This window comes from Rhodanobacter aciditrophus (genome assembly GCF_050026795.1).
Classification (GTDB): domain Bacteria; phylum Pseudomonadota; class Gammaproteobacteria; order Xanthomonadales; family Rhodanobacteraceae; genus Rhodanobacter_A.
Genome location: NZ_JALBWP010000011.1, coordinates 313,192 through 337,923 on the forward strand (window position 1 = coordinate 313,192; position 24,732 = coordinate 337,923).

Genomic DNA, 24,732 nt, shown 5'->3' on the forward strand with positions numbered 1-24,732 from the left:
GGCAGTTCAACCGATGTGGACGCGCTCGTCGCCCGCGGCCTTCACCACCTCCCCGATCGGGCGGCTGGCGAGGCCATGCTTCGCCAGCAGGGCCGCGGCCGCCGCCGCCGCGTGCTGCGGCAGGATCACGGTGAAGCCCACGCCGCAGTTGAAGGTGCGCCACATCTCCTCGCGTGCCACCTTGCCCTCGCGCTGCAGCCAGTCGAATACCGGGGGCAGCGCGAGCGTGGCGGCATCCAGCGCGAGGCCGAGGCCGTCGGGAACCACGCGGATGATGTTTTCCTTGAGGCCGCCGCCGGTGATGTGGGCCATGCCGTGGATGGCCGTACCCTGCGCGGCGAGCAGTTCCAGCATCGGCTTCACGTAGATCGTGGTGGGGGCCATCAGCGCGTCGGCCAGCTTCGCGCCACCCACGTCGAGATCCAGCGGGCTGCCGGCGCGTTCGAGGATCCTGCGGATCAGCGAGTAGCCGTTCGAGTGCGGGCCGCTGGACGCCACGCCCAGCACCACGTCGCCGGCCACGATGCTGTCGCCGGAGAGCAGCTGCGACTTCTCCACCGCACCCACGGTGAAACCGGCGAGGTCGTACTCGCCGGGCGGATACATGTCGGGCATCTCGGCGGTCTCGCCGCCGATCAGCGCGCAACCGGCCAGTTCGCAGCCCCGGGCGATGCCGCCGACCACCGCCGCGGCGGTGTCCACGTCCAGCTTGCCGGTGGCGAAGTAGTCGAGAAAGAACAGCGGCTCGGCGCCCTGCACCAGCACGTCGTTCACGCACATGCCCACCAGGTCGATGCCGATAGTGTCGTGGCGGCCCAGCGTCTGCGCCAGCTTGAGCTTGGTGCCCACGCCGTCGGTGCCGGAGACCAGCACCGGCTCCCGGTACTTGCCGCCCAGGTTGAACAGGCCGCCGAAGCCGCCCAGCCCGCCCATCACCTCGGGACGGCTGGTGCGCTTGACCAGCGGCTTGATGCGTTCGACCAGGGCATTGCCGGCGTCGATATCGACCCCGGCGGCGCGGTAGGTGAGGGCGTCGGACATGGCGGGAACCGGCGATGGGAAACGCACGATTCTAGCGCATGCGAGGCACCGCCGGTGGCCGGCCGGGTGCGGTGGCAGGCCGGTTCCGTGGCCCGCGGCATGGACGCCGGGAGGCCGATTGGGCAGACTTCCGCGGTATTCCCCGCGAAGTGTCCCGCCGATGCGCCTGCTCCCGATGCGTCTGCTCCGCCTGCTCTCCGTTGTCCTGCTGCTGGGCCTTGCCGTGTGGCCGCCGCTGCATGCGCAGGGCGCCTCGCCGTACTCGGTGACGGTTCCGGTGGCCGACACCAGCGACAGCCAGCGCAGCGACGCCTTCGCCGCCGCGCTCAGCCAGGTGCTGGCGCGGGTGGCCGGCGGGCAGGACCTGCGCAGCAAGGCCGGCTACGACGACGCGCTGAAGAACGCCGCCGCGCTGGTGCGCCACTTCCAGTACGCGCGTGCCGCCACCGGCATGAGCCTGGCCGTGGACTTCGAGCCTGGCGCGGTGCGCCACCTGGTGTCCACGCTGGGCGTGGTGGGCAGCGTGGGAGCCAAGCCGCCGGTGCTGCTGATGGTGCGCGGCAGCGACGGCCAGCTGCTGGACAAGGCGGCGCTGGCGAGCCTCGCCGGCGCGGCCGCCGCGCGCGGCTACGGGGTGGCCTACGCCGACCCCGCGAACGCGCCCGATCCCGCCAAGGTGGACGCTGCCGATCCCGCCACGCTGGCGGCGATCAACCAGCAGTACCACACCGGCCTGGTGCTGCTGGGCAGCCTGCACGACGGCAGCGCCGACTGGACCCTGGTTTCCGGCGGCAGCGCACAGCGCTGGACCGACAAGGCCGCCACCGAGGACGCGCTGCTGGCCGACGCCGGCAACGGCATGGTCGACCGCATCGGCAGGCAGCTCAACGTGATCGGTGCCGCGGTCAGCGACGAGAAGCTGTGGGTGAGCGGACTGGACAGCGCCATGGACTACGCCGCCGTGCTCAACGTGCTGCGCGCCGATCCCTCGGTGCGCAGTGTCGCCACGCTGGGCGCGGAGAACGACGGCATGCTGTTCGAGGTGAAGTCGGCGATGCCGGCCGACGCGCTGGCCGCGAACCTCGCCGCCAGCGGGCGGCTGATCCGCGACACCGCGCATCCGGGCACGGATGCCAGCCTGCGCTGGCTGCATTGAGGCATATGCGAATCCCGCGCAAAACCCCGCACATCCATGTGCGGACTCTCCGAAAGAGCCGGTTCCCGACCAAGGGAGTGGGCGCGTGATCCAGGAGAACCATCGCCGCTGGCAGCTGCTGGCGATCCTCGCGGTGATCGGCTTCCTGCTGTGGCGGCTGTCGCCGATGCTGATGCCGTTCGTGGTGGCCGCGATGCTGGCCTACCTCGGTGATCCGCTGGCCGACCGGCTGGAACGCCTCGGCCTGGGCCGCACGCTGGCGGTGAGCATCGTGTTCCTGGTGCTGGCGCTGGTGCTGGGCGGTGCGCTGCTGCTGTTGATCCCGCTGATCTCGCACCAGATCGAGAACCTGGTCCAGAACGTGCCGCGCTACGTGGACTGGGCCGAGCACACCGCGTGGCCATGGCTGCAGGCCAAGCTGCATCTCGACCCGCGCACGTTCGATAGCGACCGCCTGATCGCCACGATCAAGGAGCACCTCGGCTCGGTGGGCGGCATCGCCGGCCAGGTGCTGGGCAAGGTGTCGCGCTCGGGCCTGGGCCTGGTGCTGTGGCTCACCAACCTGGTGCTGATCCCGGTGGTGGCGTTCTACCTGCTGCGCGACTGGGACCGGCTGGTGGCGGCGATCGACCGCCTGCTGCCGCGCTCGATCCAGCCCACCGTCGCCCACCTCGCGCGCGAGTCGGACCTGGTACTCGGCGCCTTCGTGCGCGGCCAGTTGTTGGTGATGCTGGCGCTGGGCGTCTACTACGGCGCCGGCCTGTCGCTGGTGGCAGGGCTGTCGGTGGGTGCGCTGATCGGCATGATCGCGGGCCTGCTCAGTTTCGTGCCCTATCTCGGCTTCATCACCGGCTTCGGTGCCTCGATCATCGCCGCGCTGGTGCAGTACGGCGACTGGAGCCACGTGCTGATCGTCTGCGGCGTGTTCGTGGTGGGCCAGTTGCTGGAAGGCTATGTGCTGGTCCCCAAGCTGGTCGGCGAAAAGATCGGCCTGCATCCGGTGGCGGTGATCTTCGCGGTGCTGGCCGGTGGCGAGCTGTTCGGCTTTCTCGGCGTGCTGCTGGCGCTGCCGGCCGCCTCGGTGGTGATGGTGCTGCTGCGCTACCTGATGGAGCGCTACCGGCACAGCGAGTTGTACACCGAAGAGGGTGAGGCCGATCCCGCCATCCGCGAGGCGGTCGCTGAAGTGGACGTCGCGGTGGGCACCGCCACCGGCACGGTGGAGACCACGACAACGATCGAAACGCCGCCGCACGAGCCGCCCGCGAAGCCATGATCCCGCAACTGCCGCTCGCCCTGCGCTGGCCGCGCCGCCAGCGCTTCGAACATTTCCACGCCGGCGCCAACGCCGCCGCGCTGGCCGCCGTGGAGGCGCTGGCGCGCACGCCCGGCGCACCGTGGCTGTACCTGCACGGTCCCCCGGGCAGCGGCAAGAGCCACTTGCTGATGGCCGCCTGCCAGGCTGCCGGCGAAGCCGGCCGCAGCGTGCAGTACCTGCCGCTGGCGACGCTCGCGGACCGTGCCGCCGCAATCCGCGGGGTGGCCGGCGGTGCGCTGCTGGCGCTGGACGATCTCGGCGCCGTCGCCGGCGAACGCGAGGCGGAACACGCGCTGTTCGACCTCTACAACCGCGCCAGGGCCGAAGGCGCTGCGCTGCTGTTCGCCGCCGAGGCCACGCCCCCGCAACTCGGCCTCGGCCTGCCCGACCTGCGCTCGCGCCTCGGCGCCTGCACCCAGTTCGCGCTGAAGCCGCTGGACGACGCCGAGCGCCGCGACGTGCTCAAGGCGCAGGCCGGCCTGCGCGGCATCGAGCTCGACGAAGGCGTGCTGGACTGGCTGTTCGCCCGCCACACCCGCGACCTCGGCGCGCTGCTTGACCTGCTCGACAGGCTCGACCAGGCCTCGCTGGCGGCGCAGCGGCGGGTGACGATTCCGTTTTTGCGGGGCTTGTTGCGGGAGACCGGGGCATCCGCGCCATGAGCCGCTCCGTCGCGGCCGCCGCCCGTTGTCGATGCCTCGCCCGCCGATGAACGGCAGCATGCCGAAATACGCGCACGCCGAGATCGAGCGGCGCTGGCTGGTCGATCTGTCCGCTGCGGGTTCGCTTGACGGGCTGCCGTACCGCGCGATCGACGACCTCTACGTCGCCGACACGCGCTTGCGCCTCCGCCGGATGGAAGACGCGGCGGGCACGGTCGCCTTCAAGTTCTGCAAGAAGTATGGCGGCGACGGGCCCTCGGAGGCGATCGCCAACCTGTACCTGACCGCGGCGGAATATCGGACGCTTTCCGGGTTGCCGGGACAGCGCGTGCACAAGCGCCGGTACGCCATTGCAGGGGGTGCCTTGGACATCTATGGCGGAGTGCCCTCGCTGGCGATCTTCGAGATCGAGTTCGCAACGGCGGCCGAGGCGCTCCGCTATCGGCCGCCGGCTTTTGCGCGCGCCGAGGTCACGCGTGATCCGGCGTACTCGGGCGCCGCGCTCGCGCTGTCGCGTGGGACGCCGGCGCGCTAGGGTGCACGGCGTGGCGCCGGACCGGACGAGGACGATCTGTCGGCAGGAGCGGCCGGCCGGGTTCCGCCGATGACGCGCGGATCCGCTCAGGCCTTCAGCAGCTCCGGCGTGGCGTGCGCGCCGATCGCATCGGTCATCGCCTTCGCCACGTTGAGGTTGCCGGCGATGATGTTGCCGCTCTCGGGGATGCCGTCGCGGCCGGCGAAGTCGCCGTAGCGGCCGCCCGCCTCGTGCACGAGCAGCACGCCGGCAGCCAGGTCCCAGGGCTTGAGGCCGATTTCGAAGTAGCCGTCGTAGCGACCGGCGGCGGTGTAGGCGAGGTCCAGCGCGGCGGAGCCGGAGCGGCGGATGTCTTCGGCCTGGCCGAGCAGGGCGCGGGTCATCGCGAGCTGCGCGTCGAGATGGGCGCGCTGGCGGTAGGGAAAGCCGGTGGCGATCATCGCGCCGCCCAGGTTCTCGCGCTTGCTGACGCGGATGCGGCGATCGTTGAGGTAGGCGCCATCGCCCTTGCTGGCGGTGAACAGTTCATTGCGCAACGGATCGAACACCACGCCGTAGACCGGCACGCCCTTGTCGAGCATGGCGATGGAGACGGAAAAGTGCGGGATGCCGCGCAGGTAGTTGTGGGTGCCGTCCAGCGGGTCGATCACCCAGGTGAGCGGGCCCCTGCCGATGGCGCTGCCCTCTTCGCCGACGATGGCGTGGTCGGGATAGGCGCGGCGCAGTTCCTTGACGATCTCGGCCTCGGCCAGCTTGTCGACCTCGGAGGCGAAGTCCATGCGCTGCTTCTCGACGACGGTGAGGCCGTCGATGCGGTTCATGTAGCGCAGGATCACGTTGCCGGCGGCGCGCGCAGCGCGCACCGCGATGGTGATGGCGGGTCGGGTCATGGCTTCGGCTTTCGAAAGAACGGGTTGCGGCCGGCGATTCTAGCAGAGCCGGCTCGTGCGCTGCGGGGCTTGCCGTATGCTAGGCGGTCCGCCCGTCGACGGTTTTGCCCATGAATCCCCTCGAACTCGCCCCGCTTTTCCGCTTCGTGCTGGTGCGGACCTCGCATCCCGGCAATATCGGCGGCGCGGCGCGGGCGATCCGCACGATGGGCTTCACGCGGCTGGAACTGGTGGCGCCGCAGCGCTTTCCCGATCGAGAGGCGGACGCCTTGGCGGCGAATGCGGTACAGGTGCTGGCTGAGGCGGGCGTGCACGGGACGCTGGTCGAGGGGCTGTCCGGGGCGAGCTTCGCGCTGGGCCTGTCGGCGCGGCGGCGCGGGGTGAACCTGCCGGAGCTGTCGCCGCGCGAGGGTGCCGCGCAGGCGCTGGCGGCGGCCGCGCGCGGCGAACAGGTGGCGTTGCTGTTCGGCAACGAGCGCACCGGCCTGGAGAACGAGGAACTGGCGACCTGCCATGCGATGGTGCGCATTCCCAGCGTGGACGACTTCAGTTCGCTGAACCTCGCGCAGGCGGTGCAGGTGATGGCCTACGAGCTGCGCCTGGCGATGCTGGGCGATGCGCTGCCCGAGCCGCCGCCCGAGCACGACGAACCGCCTGCCGACGCGGCGCAGATGGAACGCTTCTACGCGCACCTCGCCGAGACGCTGGACGACATCGACTTCCACAAGGGTCGCGAGCCGACCACGATCATGCTGCGGCTGCGCAAGCTGTTCCAGCGCGCGCAGCCCGACCAGCGCGAGTTGCGCGTGCTGCACGGGATACTCGCCGATGCGCAGCGTATGGCGATGCTGGCGCGATCCGCGCCGGCATCGCCGCGATCCACGGAGGGATCGCACGTCAATCAGGCAGAGCCTGATTGACGGAGCCCGTTCCGGCCTGGGCTGGAGCGGGCGAGCCAGGAAAGGGCAGGAAGCCCTTTCCTGACATCAAGCCACGCTTTTGCTCTGGCTTTACGCGCCGCCGCTACCCCTCCGCCTCGTCGACGCTTTCCTGCTGCGGCACGCGGCTGACCAGCAGCTTGTCGATGCGCGCGCCGTCCAGGTCCGCCACCTCGAAGCGGATGCCCTGCCAGGCGAATACCTCGCCGGTCTGCGGGATATGCCCGAGCGCGGCCACCACCATGCCGGCGGCGGTGCGGAAGTCGTGTTCCTCCTCGCCGGGCAGACGGTCGACGTGCAGCAGTTCGCGCAGGTCGTCGTTGGCGAGGCTGCCGTCCACCAGCCAGCTGCCGTCGGCGCGCTGCACGATGGGGGCGCTGGCGTCGGCATCGCCGTGACCGTGGCCATGGCCGAGCTGGCTGGCGCCGACCACGGCGGCGAGCAGGTCGTTGACGGTGACCAGGCCCTCGATGTCGCCGTATTCATCCACCACCAGGGCCAGCGGCGTCTCCGCGTCGCGGAATTCCTCCAGCAGGTCGAGCGCGCGCGCCGTCGCGGGCACGTACAGCGGCTTGGCGAGATGATCGAACAGTTGCGGGCTGCCCTCGGCGAAGGCCTGCAGCAGGCGCTTCACCTCCACCACGCCCACCACCTCGCTCTCGTCGCCGCGGTAGACCGGGTAGCGTGAGTACGGCGTCTGCCGCATCACGGCCACGTTTTCCTCGCGCGACGCGGCCATGTCCAGCCAGGCGATGCGCACGCGCGGCGTCATCACGCTGTCCACGCTGCGGTCGCCGAGGCGCAGCACGCGGTTGACCATGGCATGCTCGTCCGCGTCCAGCACACCCTGTTCCGCGCTTTCGGCCACCAGCAGGCGGATCTCCTCCTCGGTGGCGGCGGCATGGCCGTGGCTGCGCACGCCCATGAGGCGCAGCAGCAGGCCGCTGGCGGTGTTGAGCAGCCATACGAACGGCGCGGTGGCGCGCGACAGCACCAGCATGGGGATCGCCACGGCGCTGGAGAGCTTCTCCGGCGCGGACAGCGCGAGGCGCTTGGGCACCAGCTCGCCGACCACGATCTGGATGAAGGAGATCAGCACGAAGCCCAGCGCCACGCCGATGATGCGGGCATAGGGCGCCAGCCATGCGGCGCGGTCGTTGTGCAGCAGGTCGGCGATGTGCGTGCCCAGCGCATCGCCGGCCACCGCGCCGGTGACCAGCATCATCAGGGTGATGCCGACCTGGATGGTGGACAGGAAGTATTCCGGCTTCTCGGCATGCCGCAGTGCCACCGCGGCGCGCTGGCTGTCGCGTGCCATCTGCTTGAGGCGGCTCTTGCGCGAGGCGACCAGGGCCATCTCGGACAGCGCGAAGAAGCCGTTGCACAGGGCGAGCACGAGGACGAGCGCGATTTCGGTCAGCATCGCGGGGATCGCGGGGAAGGACGCATGTGCCGGAGTGTAGCGACAGCGCCGCGTGGCGCACCATGTGGACGCCGCCACCGGCACGCAAGTACCTGATCGTGCTGGCGGGATCTGCGCATCCGCGGCGGTTGCGCGGTGGGGCGGCCGGGGCCTGCCGTGGAAGCGGCGGCATCCTTGCCGCTGCGATGCGGTGTAACTGTCCTGTAACATTGCGCCCTTCGACTCCCAGGCACGACCCGCATGTTTTCACTGCAGACGATCTTCGGCAAAGGCGACAAGTTCTACGGCTTGCTGGAGCAGAGCGCCGAGGCTGCGCACGACAGCGCCAAGGCGCTGCATGCCCTGGTCACCCAGGCCGACCACGCGCCGGTGATGGCCGCGTTCACCGCCACCCGGGCGCGCGAAAAAGCGCTGGCCGCGCAGATCAGCGAGGAGCTGGTCAACACCTTCGTCACGGCGCTGGACCGCGAGGACATCGAGGCGCTGAATTCGGCGCTGTACAAGATCCCCAAGTCGGTGGAGAAGTTCGCCGAGCGCTACGACATCGTGGCAACGCGCCTGCACGGCGTGGACTTCGGCCAGCGTGCGCTGGTGCTGGAGCGTTCCACCGAGGTGGTGGCCGAGATGATCGGCGAGCTGCGCCGCGGCCTGCGCATCGACCCGGTGAAGAAACTGCAGGACCGCCTGCAGACGCTGGAGTCGGAAGGCGACCGCATGCTGCTGGCGCCATACCGCACGCTCTACGTCGAGGGCAACGACGCGATGAAGGCGATGCTGGCGAAGGACCTGTTCGAGCTGATCGAGAAGGCCATCGACAAGTGCCGCGACGTGGGCAACATCGTCTACTCGATCGTGCTGAAGCATTCCTGAGGTTCGCCGCATGAGCCTCGGACTGGTCGTGGCGGTGGTGCTGATCGCGCTCGTCTTCACCTACATCAACGGATTCCACGACACCGCCAACTCGATCGCCACGGTGGTGTCGACCAAGGTACTCACCCCGGGCCAGGCGGTGCTGCTGGCGGCGGTGACCAACCTGATCGGCGCGCTGTGGGGCACGGCCGTGGCAGCCACGATCGCCGCCGGCATCGTCAACACCGGCGTGGTCGAGGCCGGGCCGCAGCTGCTGATCTGCGCACTGCTGGCCGCCATCGTGTGGAACCTCATCACCTGGTGGCTGGGCCTGCCGTCCAGTTCCAGCCATGCGCTGGTGGGCGCCCTGGTGGGCGCGGCGATCGCCGAGGCGGGCGGCCGTTTCGACGCGGTGGTATGGGCGCAGGGCGGCGCGCACTGGTGGACGGGCAAGGGCGTGATTCCCAAGGTGGTGGTGCCGATGGTGGCCTCGCCGATCGTGGGCCTGCTTATCGGTTTCCTGCTGATGGGCGGCCTGTACGCGCTCCTGGCGTGGTTCTCGCGCCGGCAGAACTGGTTGCGCCTGCTGGGCCGCACGCCGTTCGTCAACAGCTTCTTCAGCAAGGCGCAGATCGCCTCGGCGAGCGCGATGGGCGTCGCGCACGGCATGAACGACGCGCAGAAGAGCATGGGCCTCATCGCGCTGGCACTGGCCAGCGCCACCGCGGCGGGGCAGTTCGACCACCTGCCGGTGTGGCTGCATTTCCTGCGCGTCAGCGGTTCCGCCCACGGCGGTTTCGCGGTGCCGGCATGGGTAGCGGTGGTATGCGCGCTGACCATGGCCGGCGGCACTGCCGGCGGCGGCTGGCGCATCATCAAGACGCTGGGCCACAAGATGGTGAAGCTGCACCCGATCAACGGCTTCGCCGCCGAAGGCAGCTCGGCGATCGTGATCCTCACCGCCTCGGCGTTCGGCCTGCCGGTGTCCACCACCCACGTGGTGTCCGCGGCGATCATGGGCGTGGGCTCGGCCAAGCGCTTCAACGCGATCAAGTGGTCGGTGGTGGAGCGCATGGTGTGGGCGTGGATCCTCACCCTGCCGATCACCGCGCTGATCGCCTGGGGTTTCATCGCCATCGCTCGCCTGTGGGGTTGAGCCCCCGGGGCGGGTGGAGCCTGCGCTAGAACGCGTCGCTGCCGCTGACGACGAGTTGTTCGAGCTGGTCGCCGAGGCTGCCCAGTTCGACGATCACGCGCTGCAGCTCGTTCTCGTCGAGCAGCTCGTAGGGGCGGTTCTCGCACAGGTGCAGGTAGGGGGCGCCATCCAGGTCGGCCACGGCAAGGAAGCCGCAGCGTTGCGCCCAGTTGAAGCGCAGGCAGCGCTGCGGGTCGGTGCCCGCGAGCGGGCCGATCGGGGTGGAGATGCGCAGGTAGCGGCGGCCGGATTCCGCCTCCAGCTCGGCCAGGTAGATGCCCTGGTGGCGGCCATGCGGCAGGCTGAGGTCGAAACTGATCAGGTAGGGATCGTTCTGGCGCAGCCCGTGCAGGCTGCCCACGTGGGAACGCACGGCTTCGAAGTGGTGCATGGGACGCCCCCGTGGCTGGCCGATGGCCCTGCTACTCTGACACGTCCGCACGTTGCCTTGGTCAAGGCCCTGTTATCGCCATGCAAGACAGCCACGCCCGCGTCTACGCCGCCATCGCTGCGATTCCGCCCGGCCGCGTGGCCAGCTACGGTGCCATCGCCGCCCGTGCGGGCCTGCCCGGCAGGGCACGGCTGGTCGGCAGGCTGCTGGGCGAGGTGCCGGATGGCATGGAGCTGCCCTGGTTCCGCGTGTTGCGTTCCTCCGGCGAGATCGCCCTGCCCAGGGGTAGCCGCGGCTTCCGCGAACAGGTGCGGCGGCTGCGCGCCGAGGGCGTGGAGGTGAAGAACGGGCGCGTGGCGCTCTCCGCGTTCGGGCTGGATGCGAATCTCGACCGCGCGTTGTGGGGTATGTAAAGGGGACTGTCCCTGCGCCAGCGACAAAGCGGTTTCGTCCACCTGCCGTTAGGGACAGAGCGGTTTCGTCCACCTGCCGGTGGCCGAGTTCCTTTCTCTTTGCGTGCCCAAAGAGAAAGGAACCAAAGAGAAAGGGCACCCCGGGGCGGCGCTCTCCGGGCATCCTGCCCTGCGAGTGCGTGAGGCGAGGCCGGGCTTTTCGAGCGGGCTCCTGCCCGCGCGAAAAGGCGAATCCATCCATGGATTCGCCCGCTGCGCGGCCTCTTCGTCCCCGCCTCACCGCCGCCCAGGGGCCCCGAAAAGAGCAGCGCGCTCCCGGCGCGCAGAAGCAACGGCAAAGGCAAAGCCAAGCCAAGGCGGCGCGCAACGCTGCGAGGCTTTGTGCCCTCAGTTCCCAGATACGGTGCGATGTGGCCGCATCGTGTATCGCGTAGGCGGGAGTTGATCCAGAGCCATCGACATTTCTGGCTTGTAATGTCGGCGGATTGAACCAGGCCATTTCTTTGGGCCACCTTGCTTGACTCCGGGCATCCTGTCCTCCGCCCTTCGGGCCGGCTTCGCCGTTCGCCGCCGCTCCTGCGGCAGCGTGGGCCAGCAAAGAAAGGTGGCTCGGGCGCCGGCAGGCGACCGAAACCGCTCTGTTCCTTGCGTCAGCACCATCAGACGCACCAGCGCCAATCACCCCTCCGCGCGATCAAACCGCCGGATGAATTCCCGCACCTGCGGATAGACGACCTCGCGCCAGCGCCGCCCGCTGAAGATGCCGTAGTGGCCGGCGCCCTCGATCACCCGGTGCGCGCGGTGTTTCGCCGGGATGCTGCTGCACAGGTCGTGGGCGGCCTGGGTCTGGCCGAGGCCGGAGATGTCGTCCAGCTCGCCTTCCACGGTGAGCAGGGCGCTCTTGGCGATCGCGGCAGGGTTCACCCGTTCGCCATGCACGTCCCACAGCCCGCGCGGCAGCAGGAACTGCTGGAACACCGTGGCGATGGTGTCGAGATAGAACTCGGCCGGCATGTCGAGCACGGCGTTGTATTCGTCGTAGAAGCGGCGGTGCGACTCGGCATCCTCCAGGTCGCCGCGCAGCAGGTTCTGGTAGAAGTCCCAGTGCGATTGCAGGTGGCGGCCGGGGTTCATCGCGATGAACCCCGCGTGTTGCAGGAAGCCCGGATACACCTCGCGGCCGCGGCCGGGGTAGTTCGGCGGCACGGTGTGGATCACGTTGCCCTTGAACCAGGCCAGCGGCTGGGTGGTGGCGAGGTTGTTGACGCTGGTGGGGCTGCGCCGCGGGTCGATCGGGCCGCCCATCATGGTCAGGCTGCACGGCGTGGCCTCGCCGCGTGCGGCCATCAGCGACACCGCCGCCAGCACCGGCACGGTGGGCTGGCACACCGAGATCACGTGCAGCGACTCGGCGCCGATGTGGCGGATGAAGCGCTCGATCAGCGCCACGTAGTCGTCAAGGCCGAAGGGGCCGGCCGCGGCCGGCACCATGCGCGCGTCCGCCCAGTCAGTGATGTAGACCTTGTGCTCGCGCAACAGCGTGCGCACGGTGTCGCGCAGCAGCGTGGCGTGGTGGCCGGACAGCGGCGCCACCACCAGCACCACCGGGTCGTTCTTCATCGCCTCGACGGTGGCTGGGTCGTCGCTGAAACGCTTGAAGCGCTTCAGCTGGCAGAACGGCGTGTCCAGCGCCACGCGCTCGATCACCGCGATCTCGTGGCCGTGCGCCTCGACCTGGTGGATGCCGAATGCGGGCTTCTCGTAGTCCTTGCCGAGGCGGTGGACCAGCTCGTAGCCGGCGGCCAGCCGCTGCGTGCCAGGCCATTGCGCGAACGGGTTGCCCGGGTCGCTGAGCATCTGCGCGCTGGCGTCGGCGAAATGGCTGAGCGGGCCGAGGAAGGCGCGTTGCCACTCGTGGATCTGATAGAGCATGGCTGGCGGAACGGCTGGCTAAAAGTTCGCCATGGTAGCGCGGCTTGCCGCATGATGCTGCATCGCCACATCGATCGCCCGGTTCCGTTCGCCGGGCTGCTATCGCGGGGACGCCCCGATGGCGAACAGCCACAGGATCGCGCCCTGCGCCGGCGTGCCGGTCCAGCTGACGTCCCAGGTGCCGGGGCCATCCACCTGCTTCACCGCCACCGCGCACTGCACGGCGCTGTTCGGCGGCAGGTCCAGCCGCTGGTCGATCACCTTGAAGCCGTGGTCGGGCACGGCCGTCATGCGGAGCGCCCGCGAGTCGCCCCACCAGACCGCCACCAGGGTCGCGGGTCCGGTGGTGGTGACCTTGCCGCTGGTCAGCGTGGTGCCGCCGCCGGCCCCCCAGCCGGTCGCCCGGTGCCAGTCGCGGCCGAGCTTGTCGACGAGGCCGGGGGCGGGGTAGTTCTGCGCCACCGCCTGCAGCACGCCCGCATGCTCGATCTCGATGAAGGGCACGGTGATCTCGCCTTCCGCGTAGCCTGGCTTGGCGATGCGCACCCGGTGATCCTTGCCGCCGCTGGCCTGCGTTGCCACGAACGCCCTGGCCGAAAACTTGCCGTCGTAGCCGCGGTAGTCGACGGCGTCGCCCAGCGGCTGCCATTGGTTGCCGTATGTATCGGTGGGCGTGGTCGCGTTGCCCGCATAGCCGCCGACCAGCACCAGCAAGGTGCTGCCGCTGGCCTGGGTGTCGACCGGAGCGGTGACGGCCGGGTCCGTGCCCCTGCCCTCGGACTGCACCAGCAGGGTATGTGCGCCCAGCGTCGACGGGGGAGGCGGCGTTGCGGTGTCGGCATGGGCGGTTGCCGCGAGCCACAGTGCGGCCAGCGGCATCAGATGTTGCAGGCGTGCGGCGTGCCGCCGCTCCCCGGGGGCCGCCTTCCCGGGCGGCGCGGCGTGCGCGCTCGGCGTGGTTGAAAACCGGATCGTGTCCATGGCGTTGACTCCGGGGACATGCCCGCCCGTGCCGGGCGATCAGGGGATGCTTCGATGCATCCCGGCGCATCCCAAGGTATCACTGGCCGCCCATCTGCCGCACCTCGGTATCCGCGGCGAGGTCGTGCAGGGTGCGGCGGCGCGGATCGAACAGCGCCACGGCAAACCACAGCGCCCATGCGCCCAGCACCGTCCACAGCGTCGCGCGCAGGCCGATCGCCGGCGCCAGCGCCAACAGCAGCAGGGGCGCGGCGGCGACGGCGACACGGATCACCGCCTGCTGCAGGCTGATCGTGCCGCCGTCGTCGCGGCTCACCCGGATGCGCCACGGTCGCATGCCCACGGTCTGTCCGCCGCGTCGCCACGAGGCGACGAAATAGGCGGCCACCACCATGCCCTGCAGCAGCTGGTACCAGAACGGGATCGCCGTGTGCGCGCCGGTCTCGATCAGCCGGCCGCCGGTGGCGAGCTGGCACAGCAGCCCCACCACCATCACGATCGCCAGCACGATCAACAGGTCGTAGACCAGCGCGACCAGGCGGCGCCACAACGGGCAGAGTGCGTTGCTCATGCTTGCGCTCGCGGCGCGCGATGCTGGGAGCTTGGGTGACAGAAGCCATCCGGGCTGCAAAGCCCGTCGCGCGGTGCATATTTCCGCCGCTCTTTGGCCCATAGAATCACCATGGGCCCGCAAATCGTCGAAAATCTGCCCTCGCATGGCGAGCTTTTCGCCTCGAATGTTTCTGTCATCCAGGCTCCGGCATCGTGCGCATGAAGAAGGAAGATTCTCCCAGTATCGCCGAAGCGGATGCCGCAAGCATCGAGGCATTCATCGAACGCGTGTGGTCGGAGGACGGCCTCGCCGAGCGCACGCTGGAGGCCTATCGCCGCGATCTCGAGGCGCTGGCGCGCTGGCTGGCCGGCCGCGGTCGCTCGCTGTGCGACGCGCGGCGCGAGGAGATTTCCGCCTATCACGGCGCGCAGCCGGTGGCGGTGCGCTCGATGGCGCGGCGGCAGTCGGCGTTCCGCCGCTACTACGCGTTCCGCGCCCGCGAAACGCCGGGCTTCGAGGACCCTACGCTGCTGATCGAGCGCCCGCGCATGCCGCGCAGCCTGCCGAAGGCGCTGGCCGAGCGCGAGATCGAGGCGCTGCTGAACGCACCGGATACCGACAGCACGCTGGGCCTGCGCGACCGCACGATGCTGGAGCTGATGTACGCCTCGGGGCTGCGCGTGTCCGAGCTGGTGGAGCTGCCGCTCGCCGCGCTCAACCCGCGCCAGGGCGTGCTGCGCGTCACCGGCAAGGGCGGCAAGGACCGGCTGGTGCCGGTGGGCGAGGTGGCGCTGGGCTGGATCGAAAGCTACCTCGGCACGGCGCGCCCCGTGCTGGCGAAGGGCCGCCAGCCCGCGGCGCTGTTCCTCAGCAAGCGCGGCGAGGGCATGACGCGGCAGATGTTCTGGACGCTGGTGAAGCGCCACGCGCTCAAGGCCGGCATCCAGGCCAGGCGCATCTCGCCGCACGTGCTCAGGCACTCCTTCGCCACCCACCTGCTCAACCACGGCGCCGACCTGCGCGCGCTGCAGATGCTGCTGGGCCACAGCGCGCTCAGCACCACCCAGATCTACACCCTGGTGGCGAAGGAGGGCCTGAAGCGCCTGCACGCGCAGCACCACCCGCGCGGTTGAGATGCCGGTTCATAACCGCCGCGGGCGACTGTGCGAAAATCCGCGGAAGGCCGATTCCCCAAGGCCATCGAGGTGCGCGATGTTGAAGAAGCTGGTGCTGGCCCTGTGCGTCAGCGGGTTCGTCCTGACCGCATGCGCGGCCGACCACGCCGCCCCGGTCGCCGGCGCGCCGGCCTCCGCCCCGGTGCTCGGCAACGGAGTTGATGCCGCCGCCTTGACTCTGGTGCGGCAGTCGCTGGCGAAGCTGGCGCCCGACGTGGAAGTGGATGTGGTGAACCGCGCGCCGCTGCCGGGCTTCTACCAGGTGATCGCCTCGGGCCAGCTGGTCTACGTGAGCACCGACGGCAAATATCTGCTGAACGGCGACCTGGTCGACCTGGGGGCGAAGAAGAGCCTCAACGACGTCGCCTGGGCGGCCTACCGCAAGACCGAGCTGGCCAAGGTGCCGGCTTCCGCGCGCATCGAGTTCGCGCCGCCGAACCCGAAGTACCGCGTCACCGTGTTCACCGACGTCTCCTGTCCGTATTGCAAGGTGCTGCACGAGCACATGGCCGAGTTCAACAAGGAAGGCATCGCAGTGGACTACCTGGCCTGGCCGCGCGAGGGCGTGACCGACCGGCACGGCCAGGCCACGCCGGTGTACAGGGAGATGGCCTCGGTGTGGTGCGCCGCCGACCGCAAGGCCGCCTTCACCGCCGCGAAGAACGGCATTGCGCCGAAGCCGGCCAGCTGCGCCAACCCGGTGCGCTACGAGTACGAGCTGGGCCAGAAGCTGGGCGTCAACGGCACCCCGGCGATCTTCACCTCCAGCGGACGCCAGATCGGCGGTTACCTCACCCCGGCGCAGCTGCTGCGCGAGCTGCAGAAGGAAGGCTGAACAGGCTGGGCGTGGCGCCGCCGCAAGAGCCTGCGGCCGCCGTCATGCCGTGCTGCAGCATCGACCGGGTGCATCGGCTAGAATGGGCGTTCCCACAGCATGGCGCCGTTCCCCGCATGATCGCACTCGACGGGCAGAACGCCCTTTCGGCCTTCCGCCTCGAACGCCTCAACGCCCGCCTTGACGCCCTGCATCGCGGCATCCGCGTGCAGGCCGCCTGGTTCGTGTATTTCCTCGATGCCGCCACCGCGCCGGAAGGCGCGTTGCGTCAGCGCCTGCTGGAGGTGCTGGAGGCGAAGGACACCGTGCCGGCGCCGGCCACGCTGTGGGTGGTGCCGCGGCTGGGCACGATCTCGCCGTGGTCGAGCAAGGCCACCGACATCCTGCACGGCGCCGGTTTCGAGGTGCGCCGGGTGGAGCGCGGCACGGCCTGGCAGCTCGCCGGCATGCCCGATGCCGGCACGCCGGAGCACGCGGCGGTGCTGGCGCTGCTGCACGACGCGATGACGCAATCGGTGCTGGGTTCGCTGGACGAGGCACAGGGCCTGTTCCTCGCCGGGCGGCCGGGCGACCTGGTGCACGTCGCGCTGGGTGGCGACGCCCGCGCCGCGCTCGCCAGGGCCAACGCCGAGCTGGGTCTCGCGCTGGCCGACGACGAGATCGACTACCTCGCCGCGCGCTATGCCGAGCTGGGCCGCGATCCCACCGATGCCGAGCTTTTCATGTTCGCCCAGGCGAACTCCGAGCACTGCCGCCACAAGGTGTTCAACGCGAGCTGGACGGTGGACGGCGCGGAACAGGACAAGAGCCTGTTCGCGATGATCAAGAACACCCACCAGCATTCGCCCGCCCACACGCTGTCCGCCTACAAGGACAACGCCGCGGTGATCGAGGGCAGCACCGGCAAGCGCTTCTTCGCCGACGAAAACGGCGTGTGGCGCAGCCACGAGGAACAGATCGACTACGCGATCAAGGTGGAGACGCACAACCACCCCACCGCGATCGCGCCCTGGCCCGGTGCGGCCACCGGCGCCGGCGGCGAGATCCGCGACGAGGGCGCCACCGGCCGCGGCGCCAAGCCGAAGGCGGGGCTCACCGGCTTCTCGGTGTCCGACCTGCGCATTCCCGGCCATCTGCAGCCGTGGGAAGTGCAGCGCCCGCTGCCGCCGCGCATGGCCAGCGCGTTCGAGATCATGCGCGACGGCCCGCTCGGCGCCGCCGCGTTCAACAACGAATTCGGCCGGCCATGCCTGGGCGGCTATTTCCGCAGCTACGAGCACGAGACCGGCGAGGCCGGCCTGCGCCGCGGCTACGACAAGCCGATCATGCTGGCCGGTGGCCTCGCCAACATCCGCCGCGGCCACGTGCAGAAGCGCGCGGTGCAGCCCGGCCACGCGGTGGTGGTGCTGGGCGGCCCGGCGATGCTGATCGGCCTGGGCGGCGGCGCCGCCTCGTCGGTGGCCTCGGGTGCCTCCAGCGCCGAGCTGGATTTCGCCTCGGTGCAGCGCGACAACGCCGAGATGGAGCGCCGCTGCCAGCAGGTGATCGACGCCTGCTGGGCCCGCGGCGAGGCCAATCCCGTCGTCAGCATCCACGACGTGGGCGCCGGCGGCCTCTCCAACGCGATCCCGGAAATCCTCAACGATGCCGACGTGGGCGGCGAGATCGACCTGTCGAAGGTGCCTTGCGACGATCCCTCGCTGTCGCCGATGCAGGTGTGGAGCAACGAGTCGCAGGAACGCTACGTGCTCGCCATCGCGGCGGAAAACCTGGCGGAGTTCGAGGCCTACTGCGTGCGCGAACGCTGCCCCTATGCCGTGGTGGGCACCGCCACCGCCGAGCGCGTGCTGCGTGTCACCGATCCGCGCCGCGATCTCGTGGTGATCGACCTGCCGATGGACGTGCTGTTCGGCAAGCCGCCGCGCATGCATCGCGATGCGAAGCGCATCAAGCCGCGCGTGGACCTGGTGCCCGACCTCACCGGCATCGGCATGAACGAGGCGCTGCTGCGCGTGCTGCGCCTGCCCACCGTGGGCAGCAAGAGCTTCCTGATCACCATCGGCGACCGCACCGTGGGCGGTCTCAGCCATCGCGACCCGATGGTGGGGCCGTGGCAGGTGCCGGTGGCCGACTGCGCGGTGACGATGGCCGACTTCGACGGCTACCGTGGCGAGGCGATGGCGATGGCCGAGCGCGCCCCGGTCGCGCTGCTCAGCAGTGCCGACGCCGCCCGGCTGGCGGTAGGCGAGGCGATCACCAACCTCGCCGCCGCGCCGATCGAACACCTCGGACTGATCCGGCTTTCCGCGAACTGGATGGCCGCGGTGAACCATCCCGGTGAGGACGCCGCGCTGTTCGACGCGGTGAAGGCCGTGGGCATGGAACTGTGCCCGCAACTCGACATCTCCATCCCGGTCGGCAAGGACTCGCTGTCCATGCAGACGGTCTGGAACGACGGCGACATGCCGCAGCGCACGGTGGCGCCGGTGTCGCTGGTGGTCACCGGCTTCGCCCGCGTGGACGACGTGCGCCGCACGCTCACGCCGCAGCTCCGGCTGGACCGCGGCGACACCGACCTGTGGCTGGTCGACCTCGGCGCAGGGCGCGACCGTCTCGGCGCCTCCGCGCTCACCCAGGTGTTCAACCGCGGCGGCGGCGTGCCGCCGGACCTCGACGACGCGCGGCGCCTCAAGGCGCTGTTCGAGCTGGTGCAGGAGGCGAACCGCGGCGGCTTGCTGCTGGCCTACCACGACCGCTCCGACGGCGGCGTCATCGTCACCCTGCTGGAGATGGCCTTCGCCGGCCACTGCGGCCTGGAGATCCATCTCGACGGCTGGGCCGAGGCCACGCTGCGCGCGCTGTTCAACGAAGAACTGGGCGCGGTGCTGCAGGTGGCGGCAGCGAATCGCGAGGCCTTCGAGGCGTTGCTGGTGAAGCACGACCTCGCCGGCATGAGCTACCGCATCGGCCGGCCCAAGGAGAAGCTGGGCATCAAGTTGTACGCGGGCGGCGAGGCGGTGTTCAAGTGGAACTGGAGCACGCTGTACCGCGCCTGGAATGAGACCAGCCACGCGATGCAGCAGCAGCGCGACAACCCGGCCAGCGCCGACGCCGAGCTGGAATGGCGCCTCGACGATGCCGATCCGGGCCTGAGTCCGAAGCTCACCTTCGACCCCGCCGAGGACATCGCCGCGCCGCTGGTGCATGCGGCGATCGTCGGCGGGACCAAGCCGCGCGTGGCGATCCTGCGCGAGCAGGGCGTCAACGGCCAGGTGGAGATGGCCGCCGCGTTCGCGCGTGCCGGCTTCGAGGCGGTGGACGTGCACATGTCCGACCTCGCCAGCGGCCGGGTGCGGCTGGCCGACTTCCGCGGCTTCGCCGCCTGCGGCGGCTTCTCCTACGGAGACGTGCTGGGCGCCGGCCGCGGCTGGGCCACCTCGATCCTGTACAACGACTACCTGCGCGCCGAATTCGCGGCATTCTTCGCGGATCCCTCGAAGTTCGCGCTGGGCGTGTGCAACGGCTGCCAGATGATGAGCCAGCTCAAGGACATCATCCCCGGTGCGCAGCACTGGCCGAAGTTCCTGCGCAACGCGTCCGAGCAGTACGAGGCACGCGTGGCCACGCTGGAGGTGCTCGATTCGCCCAGCCTGTTCTTCAAGGGCATGACCGGCTCGCGCATCCCGGTGGCGGTGGCGCACGGTGAAGGCCGTGTGCATTTCCCGAACAGCTGCAGCCCGTCCAAGGCGCAGGCGGCGCTGCGCTTCGTGGACAACCGCGGCAAGCCCACCGAGCATTTCCCGCTCAACCCGAACGGCTCGCCCGGCGGCCTTGCCGGCTTCACCGCCGCCGACGGCCGCGTGACCATCCTGATGCCGCACCCGGAACGCGTGTTCCGCAGCGCGCAGATGAGCTGGGCGCCGGAGGCCTGGGGCGAGGATTCGCCGTGGCTGCGCATGTTCCGCAACGCAAGGGCGTGGTGCGGCTGAGCGAGCCTGCGCCGCGGCGCCGGTGGCCGGGCTGGCTGCCGGCACTGGTCTGGTTGCTGCTGCTGGCCGGGCTGCCGTGGTGGCTGGATCTGCCGCTGCTCGCGGCATGTGCACTGGCGCTGCTGTGGCGGATCGGACCGCTGCAAGGGCAGGCTCCGGCGTTGCGGCGCGGCCTGCGCTGGGGGCTGCCGGGCCTGCTGCTGGCGATATTGCGCGGCTTCGGTGCCGATGCGCTGGCCTGGCTGGTGGCGCTGCTGGCCGCGCTGGCCGGCTTCTCGCTGCTGATGCTGCTGGAGAACTGGCTGGACCGCGGCCGGCCGCGCGAACCTTCGTCGGCGGCCGCGGGTGAATGGCCCGAACTGGCGATGGCGCCGGTCGGGCCGGCCGCCGCGATCATCGAGTTGCAGGCACCGCAGTGGCGCCCGCTGGAGAACGGCGTGGTCGATCCGCTGGGCGGCGAACTGCGCTGGCGTGGCGAGGCCGTATCGCTGGCCGACGGCAGCCGGCTGCAAGGCGTGGAACCCCGTTGCGATTTCGTTGCCGACGGGCGCTGGCTGGTGCTGCCGCTCACCGGGAAACGCGGGTTGCTGCTGCTGGACCGCCGGCACGATCGCAGCCATCGCCTGCGCGGCTGGCAACTGGCCGGCTGGCACGCCGGCCAGCCATGGCTGAGTCGCGACGAGGAACACACGCCGCAGGCCATCGCCCACGTGCTGGGAGACGACGAAGAGGCTTGAGTCGCCGCCTTGCGACCATTTCGACGCGATCCGATGCACACGCCCCGCGTCAGCTGCCGCATACTTGCACCGTGAATCCGTCTCCTGCTTCCTCCCCGCTGCCGCTCAGCGTGATCGTGGTGTCCTCCGACAGCGGCCCGGGCCTGCGCGACTGCGTGCGTGCCGTGCTCGCCTGCACTACCCCGCTGGAGCTGCTGCTGATCGACAACGCCTCGGCCGACGGCGTGCCGCAGGCGCTCGCGCGCGCCCACGAGCACGAGTCGCGCTTCCGTCTGATCCAGAACCACCGCAACCTCGGCTTCGGTCCCGCGGCGAACCGCGCGGCGGCCGAGGCAACCGGGCAACTGCTGCTGGTGCTCAACCCCGACTGCCTGCTGGACCAAGCCAGCCTCGACCGCCTGCTCGCCGTATTCGACACCGAACGGCAGGTCGGCCTGCTCGGCGCCGTGGTCTGCGACGCGCAGGGCGTGCCCGATCCCGCCTCCTACCGGCGCGACCCGCTGCTGCGCCGCGCGCTGGCCAGCCTGTTCGGTGGAAGCGGCGAGCGTGTCGAAGTCGGCGGCGAGGTGCCCGATCACCTGGTCGAGGCCGAAGCGGTGTCCGGCGCGCTGATGCTGCTGCCGCGCAATCTGTTCGAGCGGCTGGGCGGCTTCGACGAAGGCTATTTCCTGCATTGCGAAGACCTGGACCTGTGCCGCCGCGTGCGCGACGCCGGCTGGCGCGTGCTGCTGGCCGGCGACGTGCGCGTGCTGCACGGCAAGGGCGGCTCCAGCCGGCACCGCCCGGTGTTCGTCAGCCGTCACAAGCACCGCGGCATGTGGCGCTGGTTCCGCAAGTTCGATCCGGAGGCACGCCGGCCGCTGGTGGCGGCCACGGTGTGGCTGGGCATCTGGGCGCATTTCCTCGCGCAGATTCCCGGCCAGTTGCTGCGGCTGGCGAGGAGCGGGCAGAGAGAAGCGAGAAAATGAAGCACGCCAACGCTGCGCCGGCGTGCCGCGCTCCGCTCGCACTCCTCTCCGCCCACTTCTGCTCATGACGTCACGCACCACGATCCTGCCCACCCTCGGCCTGCTGGCGATGACCGCCGTGTGGGGCTCGACGTTCTTCATGATCAAGGACGTGGTGGCGCGCATGCCGGTGGCGGACTTCCTCGCCGTGCGCTTCGCCGTCGCCGCGCTGGCGATGCTGGCGCTGTTTCCGCGCCATGTGTGGCGGCTGGGACGCTCGGGCATCGCGCGTGGCCTCGCGCTGGGCGCGGTCTACGGCGCCGGGCAGCTGCTGCAGACGCGCGGCCTGCAGCTGATCGCGCCCAGCGTCAGCGGCTTCGCCACCGGCATGTACGTGGTGTTCACGCCGATCCTGGCGACGCTGCTGCTGCGCCAGCGCATGCCCGGCGTGGCGTGGATCGCGGTAGGCCTGTCCACGGCCGGCCTCGCGCTGCTCTCGCTCAATGGCGTGTCGGTCGACGCGGGCGTTTGGCTGACGCTGGCCTCGGCGGCGCTCTACGCGCTGCACATCGTGCTGCTGGGGCAGTGGTCGCGCCACGGCGAGGCATTCGGCCTGTCGGCGGTGCAGATGGTCGCCATCGCGCTGGTCTGCCTCGTCGCCACGTTGCCGCACGGCGGGCCGGCGGCGCCGCCGGATCGCGCGGCCTGGCTGGCCGTGCTGTACATGGCGTTGATCGCTGGCGCCGGCGCCATGCTGATGCAGACCTGGGCGCAGTCGCACCTGCCGGCCACGCGCGCCGCGATCGTGATGACCACCGAGCCGGTGTTCGCCGCCGCGTTCGCGGTGGCTTTCGGCAGCGACCTGCTGACCTGGCGGATGCTGGCGGGCGGCGCGCTGGTGCTGGGGGCGATGTACCTGGTGGAACTGGCGCCGCGGCGATCGATGGCGCTGGCGGCGGAGGCGGGGCATCACGAGGTGTGAGGGGTGGCCTGTGCGGCCGTGCCTTTTCATTCCCGTGGGCGGGGGCTTGCGATGGGTCTGGTTGATCCGGCTTTCTTGCTGGTTGCTGGTTGCTGGTTGCGCCAGCGACAGAGCGGTTTCGTCCACCTGCCGGTGGTCGAGTTCCTTTCTCTTTGCTTGCCAAAAGAGAAAGGAACCAAAGAGAAAGGGCACCCCGGTTGGCGCTCTCTGGGCATCCTGCCCTGCGAGTGCGTGAGGCGAGTCCGGGCTTTTCGAGCGGGCATCGTGCCCGCGCGAAAAGGCGAGACCCTCCCTGGTCTCGCCCGCTTGCGCGGCCTCTTCGTCCCCGCCTCACCACCGCCCAGGGGCCCCGAACAGCAGCGCGCTCCCAGCGCGCAGAAGCAACGGCAACCGCAACGGCAACAGCCAGAGCGAAGCGGAAGCAAGACCAGAGCAAAGCGAGAGCCAAGCCAAGGCGGCGCTACGCGCCACGAGGCTTTGCCCCCCTCGGTTCCCAGATATGTCGCGGCGTGGCCGCTCCGTCTATCGCATAGGCGGGAGTGGCTCCCAAGCCCTCGACACGTCGGGCTTGTATTCCCGGCGGATTGAACCAGGCCATTTCTCTTGGTTCCTTCTCTTGACTCCGGGCATCCTGCCCTCCGCCCTTCGGGCCGGCTTCGCCGTTCGCCACCGCTCCTGCGGCGGCGTGGGCCAGCAAAGAGAAGGGACTCGGGCGCCGGCAGGCGCTCGGAACCGCCTTGTCGCTTGCGCCAGGCCCCCGAAACCGCTTAGCCGCCCGCGACAGTCCGCGAATCCGCCGTGGCGAATGCGAAGACGGCAGATCACGCCGAACCGGAGACAGGAGTCCATCGCAAGCACCTGGCGTTGGCCCAACCCCGGGAGAGAGAGCAACGTATCGCGACGCCCCCTCAGTGGAACCGGGCGTGCGCCGCCCTGCGCAGCTCGCGCGTCTGCAGCGCCACGCGCACCAGGTACACCACGATCGCCACGTTGCCGACCAGGGCAGCCAGTTTCAGCCAACCGAAGCGGAGCAGGGTCTCGTACAGCTCGATCGGGATCAGCGACGCGGTGGCGATCACCGTGAACCACTCGGCCCAGTATTTGCCCATCAACAGGCCCACGCCTTCGATGCCGAACAGCACGGCATAGCCCAGCGCCACCAGGCCCACCGCCACGAAGCGGCTGGGGCCGAATTCCTGCAGAGCACCCACCAGATGCCAGCGCAGTTCGTTGCTGCCGGTGAGTGGCAGGTGTTCCAGCCAGTGCACCAGCTGCTCGAAGTTCTGCTGACGGTCGAGGTGGAACGCGGCGATGGCCACCAGCACCAGGCAGACGGTCTTGATGACTTCGTAGATGGCGATCACGCGCAGGCCAGCGCGGTGCGACGGCGGGGCCGCGGTACGGGCGGGGGGAGCAACGGCGACGGTGGTTTCGATCTCGGACATGGGCGGCTGGGCTGGCAATCCGCGTATTGTCGCGGCCGCCGCATGAACGGCCAGTGCGCAAAGGCATGGGGCGGAGATGGCGGGGCAGGGGAAAATGCGCGGCCCCGCCGGCCGGAGCCGGCAAGGCCGCGTGGGGCAAGCGATTCAGCAGCAGCGCCCGCCGCCGCCCTTGTAGCGGGCTTCCTGGCGCTCGCGGAAGAATTCCGCGTAACTGGGGACGGTGCGCTCGGGGTGGTGCTCGCGCAGGTGCTTCACGTAGATCTCGTAGTCGGGCACGCCGCAGCAGAGGCGGGCGGTCTGCACCGCCCGCTTCCGGAATGCCAGCAGTCGCGCGACGAGTTCCAT

The 24,732-nt window shown here is 70.1% G+C and carries 23 protein-coding genes; 14 read left to right on the top strand and 9 right to left on the bottom strand.

The window, feature by feature from the left end:
- Positions 1–6: 6 nt before the first annotated feature.
- Positions 7–1,041, bottom strand: coding sequence for a phosphoribosylformylglycinamidine cyclo-ligase (gene purM / locus ACQGNW_RS10150; protein WP_426663033.1), 1,035 nt, complete (start codon positions 1,039–1,041; stop codon positions 7–9).
- A gap of 160 nt (positions 1,042–1,201) precedes the next feature.
- Here purM and ACQGNW_RS10155 point away from each other — a divergent pair, with 160 nt between their 5' ends.
- The 4 genes from ACQGNW_RS10155 (at position 1,202) to ACQGNW_RS10170 (ending at position 4,712) form a co-directional block, all read left to right on the top strand.
- Positions 1,202–2,197, top strand: a complete 996-nt coding sequence (locus ACQGNW_RS10155; RefSeq protein ID WP_426663034.1) for a DUF2066 domain-containing protein — start codon at positions 1,202–1,204, stop codon at positions 2,195–2,197.
- Positions 2,198–2,282: 85 nt separating this feature from the next.
- Positions 2,283–3,473 carry an AI-2E family transporter gene (locus ACQGNW_RS10160; RefSeq protein WP_426663035.1) on the top strand — a complete coding sequence of 397 codons (1,191 nt, stop codon included), beginning with the start codon at positions 2,283–2,285 and terminating at the stop codon, positions 3,471–3,473.
- On the top strand, positions 3,470–4,177 hold the full coding sequence (hda, locus tag ACQGNW_RS10165; protein ID WP_426663036.1) for a DnaA regulatory inactivator Hda: 708 nt from the start codon (positions 3,470–3,472) through the stop codon (positions 4,175–4,177). The genes ACQGNW_RS10160 and hda overlap by 4 nt, the downstream gene beginning before the upstream one ends.
- A gap of 46 nt (positions 4,178–4,223) precedes the next feature.
- Positions 4,224–4,712: a CYTH domain-containing protein gene (locus ACQGNW_RS10170; RefSeq protein ID WP_426663037.1), complete on the top strand. Its 489-nt coding sequence runs from the start codon at positions 4,224–4,226 to the stop codon at positions 4,710–4,712.
- A gap of 86 nt (positions 4,713–4,798) precedes the next feature.
- Here ACQGNW_RS10170 and ACQGNW_RS10175 read toward each other — a convergent pair whose 3' ends face one another.
- On the bottom strand, positions 4,799–5,602 hold the full coding sequence (locus ACQGNW_RS10175; RefSeq protein WP_426663038.1) for an inositol monophosphatase family protein: 804 nt from the start codon (positions 5,600–5,602) through the stop codon (positions 4,799–4,801).
- Between the two features lie 110 nt (positions 5,603–5,712).
- On the opposite strand from ACQGNW_RS10175, the gene ACQGNW_RS10180 reads away from it, so the two are divergent.
- Positions 5,713–6,522, top strand: coding sequence for an RNA methyltransferase (locus tag ACQGNW_RS10180; RefSeq protein ID WP_426663039.1), 810 nt, complete (start codon positions 5,713–5,715; stop codon positions 6,520–6,522).
- Positions 6,523–6,625: 103 nt separating this feature from the next.
- On the opposite strand, the gene ACQGNW_RS10185 is transcribed toward ACQGNW_RS10180, so the two are convergent.
- The gene (locus ACQGNW_RS10185) at positions 6,626–7,963 is read right to left on the bottom strand and encodes a hemolysin family protein (RefSeq protein WP_426663040.1); all 1,338 of its coding nucleotides are present in this window, start codon (positions 7,961–7,963) and stop codon (positions 6,626–6,628) included.
- 240 nt (positions 7,964–8,203) lie between these two features.
- Between ACQGNW_RS10185 and ACQGNW_RS10190 the strand changes: the two genes are divergently transcribed.
- A complete protein-coding gene (locus tag ACQGNW_RS10190) occupies positions 8,204–8,833 on the top strand; it encodes a DUF47 domain-containing protein (RefSeq protein WP_426663041.1) in 630 nt (209 codons plus the stop codon).
- Between the two features lie 10 nt (positions 8,834–8,843).
- The gene (locus tag ACQGNW_RS10195) at positions 8,844–9,968 is read left to right on the top strand and encodes an inorganic phosphate transporter (protein ID WP_426663042.1); all 1,125 of its coding nucleotides are present in this window, start codon (positions 8,844–8,846) and stop codon (positions 9,966–9,968) included.
- Between the two features lie 25 nt (positions 9,969–9,993).
- Here ACQGNW_RS10195 and ACQGNW_RS10200 read toward each other — a convergent pair whose 3' ends face one another.
- Positions 9,994–10,398: a hypothetical protein gene (locus tag ACQGNW_RS10200; RefSeq protein WP_426663043.1), complete on the bottom strand. Its 405-nt coding sequence runs from the start codon at positions 10,396–10,398 to the stop codon at positions 9,994–9,996.
- A gap of 80 nt (positions 10,399–10,478) precedes the next feature.
- Between ACQGNW_RS10200 and ACQGNW_RS10205 the strand changes: the two genes are divergently transcribed.
- A complete protein-coding gene (locus ACQGNW_RS10205; RefSeq protein ID WP_426663044.1) occupies positions 10,479–10,811 on the top strand; it encodes an MGMT family protein in 333 nt (110 codons plus the stop codon).
- 678 nt (positions 10,812–11,489) lie between these two features.
- Here ACQGNW_RS10205 and ACQGNW_RS10210 read toward each other — a convergent pair.
- The 3 genes from ACQGNW_RS10210 to ACQGNW_RS10220 all read right to left on the bottom strand — a co-directional run bounded on the left by ACQGNW_RS10210 (position 11,490) and on the right by ACQGNW_RS10220 (position 14,295).
- A complete protein-coding gene (locus ACQGNW_RS10210) occupies positions 11,490–12,743 on the bottom strand; it encodes a polyhydroxyalkanoate depolymerase (RefSeq protein WP_426663045.1) in 1,254 nt (417 codons plus the stop codon).
- 99 nt (positions 12,744–12,842) lie between these two features.
- On the bottom strand, positions 12,843–13,622 hold the full coding sequence (locus ACQGNW_RS10215) for a hypothetical protein (RefSeq protein ID WP_426663046.1): 780 nt from the start codon (positions 13,620–13,622) through the stop codon (positions 12,843–12,845).
- Positions 13,623–13,803: 181 nt separating this feature from the next.
- Positions 13,804–14,295 (bottom strand): RDD family protein, encoded by a 492-nt coding sequence (locus ACQGNW_RS10220; protein WP_426663047.1) that lies wholly within the window; start codon positions 14,293–14,295, stop codon positions 13,804–13,806.
- A 200-nt stretch (positions 14,296–14,495) separates the two neighbouring features.
- Between ACQGNW_RS10220 and xerD the strand changes: the two genes are divergently transcribed.
- From xerD to ACQGNW_RS10250, 6 genes are all read left to right on the top strand, one after another.
- Positions 14,496–15,410, top strand: a complete 915-nt coding sequence (gene xerD, locus ACQGNW_RS10225) for a site-specific tyrosine recombinase XerD (RefSeq protein ID WP_426663048.1) — start codon at positions 14,496–14,498, stop codon at positions 15,408–15,410.
- Positions 15,411–15,492: 82 nt separating this feature from the next.
- Positions 15,493–16,287, top strand: coding sequence for a DsbC family protein (locus ACQGNW_RS10230; RefSeq protein ID WP_426663645.1), 795 nt, complete (start codon positions 15,493–15,495; stop codon positions 16,285–16,287).
- Between the two features lie 116 nt (positions 16,288–16,403).
- Positions 16,404–20,276, top strand: a complete 3,873-nt coding sequence (purL, locus tag ACQGNW_RS10235; protein ID WP_426663049.1) for a phosphoribosylformylglycinamidine synthase — start codon at positions 16,404–16,406, stop codon at positions 20,274–20,276.
- Positions 20,234–21,013 carry a hypothetical protein gene (locus tag ACQGNW_RS10240; RefSeq protein WP_426663051.1) on the top strand — a complete coding sequence of 260 codons (780 nt, stop codon included), beginning with the start codon at positions 20,234–20,236 and terminating at the stop codon, positions 21,011–21,013. The genes purL and ACQGNW_RS10240 overlap by 43 nt, the downstream gene beginning before the upstream one ends.
- Positions 21,014–21,084: 71 nt before the next feature.
- Positions 21,085–21,981: a glycosyltransferase family 2 protein gene (locus ACQGNW_RS10245; protein WP_426663052.1), complete on the top strand. Its 897-nt coding sequence runs from the start codon at positions 21,085–21,087 to the stop codon at positions 21,979–21,981.
- A 64-nt stretch (positions 21,982–22,045) separates the two neighbouring features.
- Positions 22,046–22,942: a DMT family transporter gene (locus tag ACQGNW_RS10250; protein WP_426663053.1), complete on the top strand. Its 897-nt coding sequence runs from the start codon at positions 22,046–22,048 to the stop codon at positions 22,940–22,942.
- Between the two features lie 908 nt (positions 22,943–23,850).
- Here ACQGNW_RS10250 and ACQGNW_RS10255 read toward each other — a convergent pair.
- Both ACQGNW_RS10255 and ACQGNW_RS10260 read right to left on the bottom strand, forming a co-directional pair.
- Positions 23,851–24,387 (bottom strand): DUF2127 domain-containing protein, encoded by a 537-nt coding sequence (locus ACQGNW_RS10255; RefSeq protein ID WP_426663054.1) that lies wholly within the window; start codon positions 24,385–24,387, stop codon positions 23,851–23,853.
- 144 nt (positions 24,388–24,531) lie between these two features.
- Positions 24,532–24,732: a YbdD/YjiX family protein gene (locus ACQGNW_RS10260; RefSeq protein ID WP_426663055.1), complete on the bottom strand. Its 201-nt coding sequence runs from the start codon at positions 24,730–24,732 to the stop codon at positions 24,532–24,534.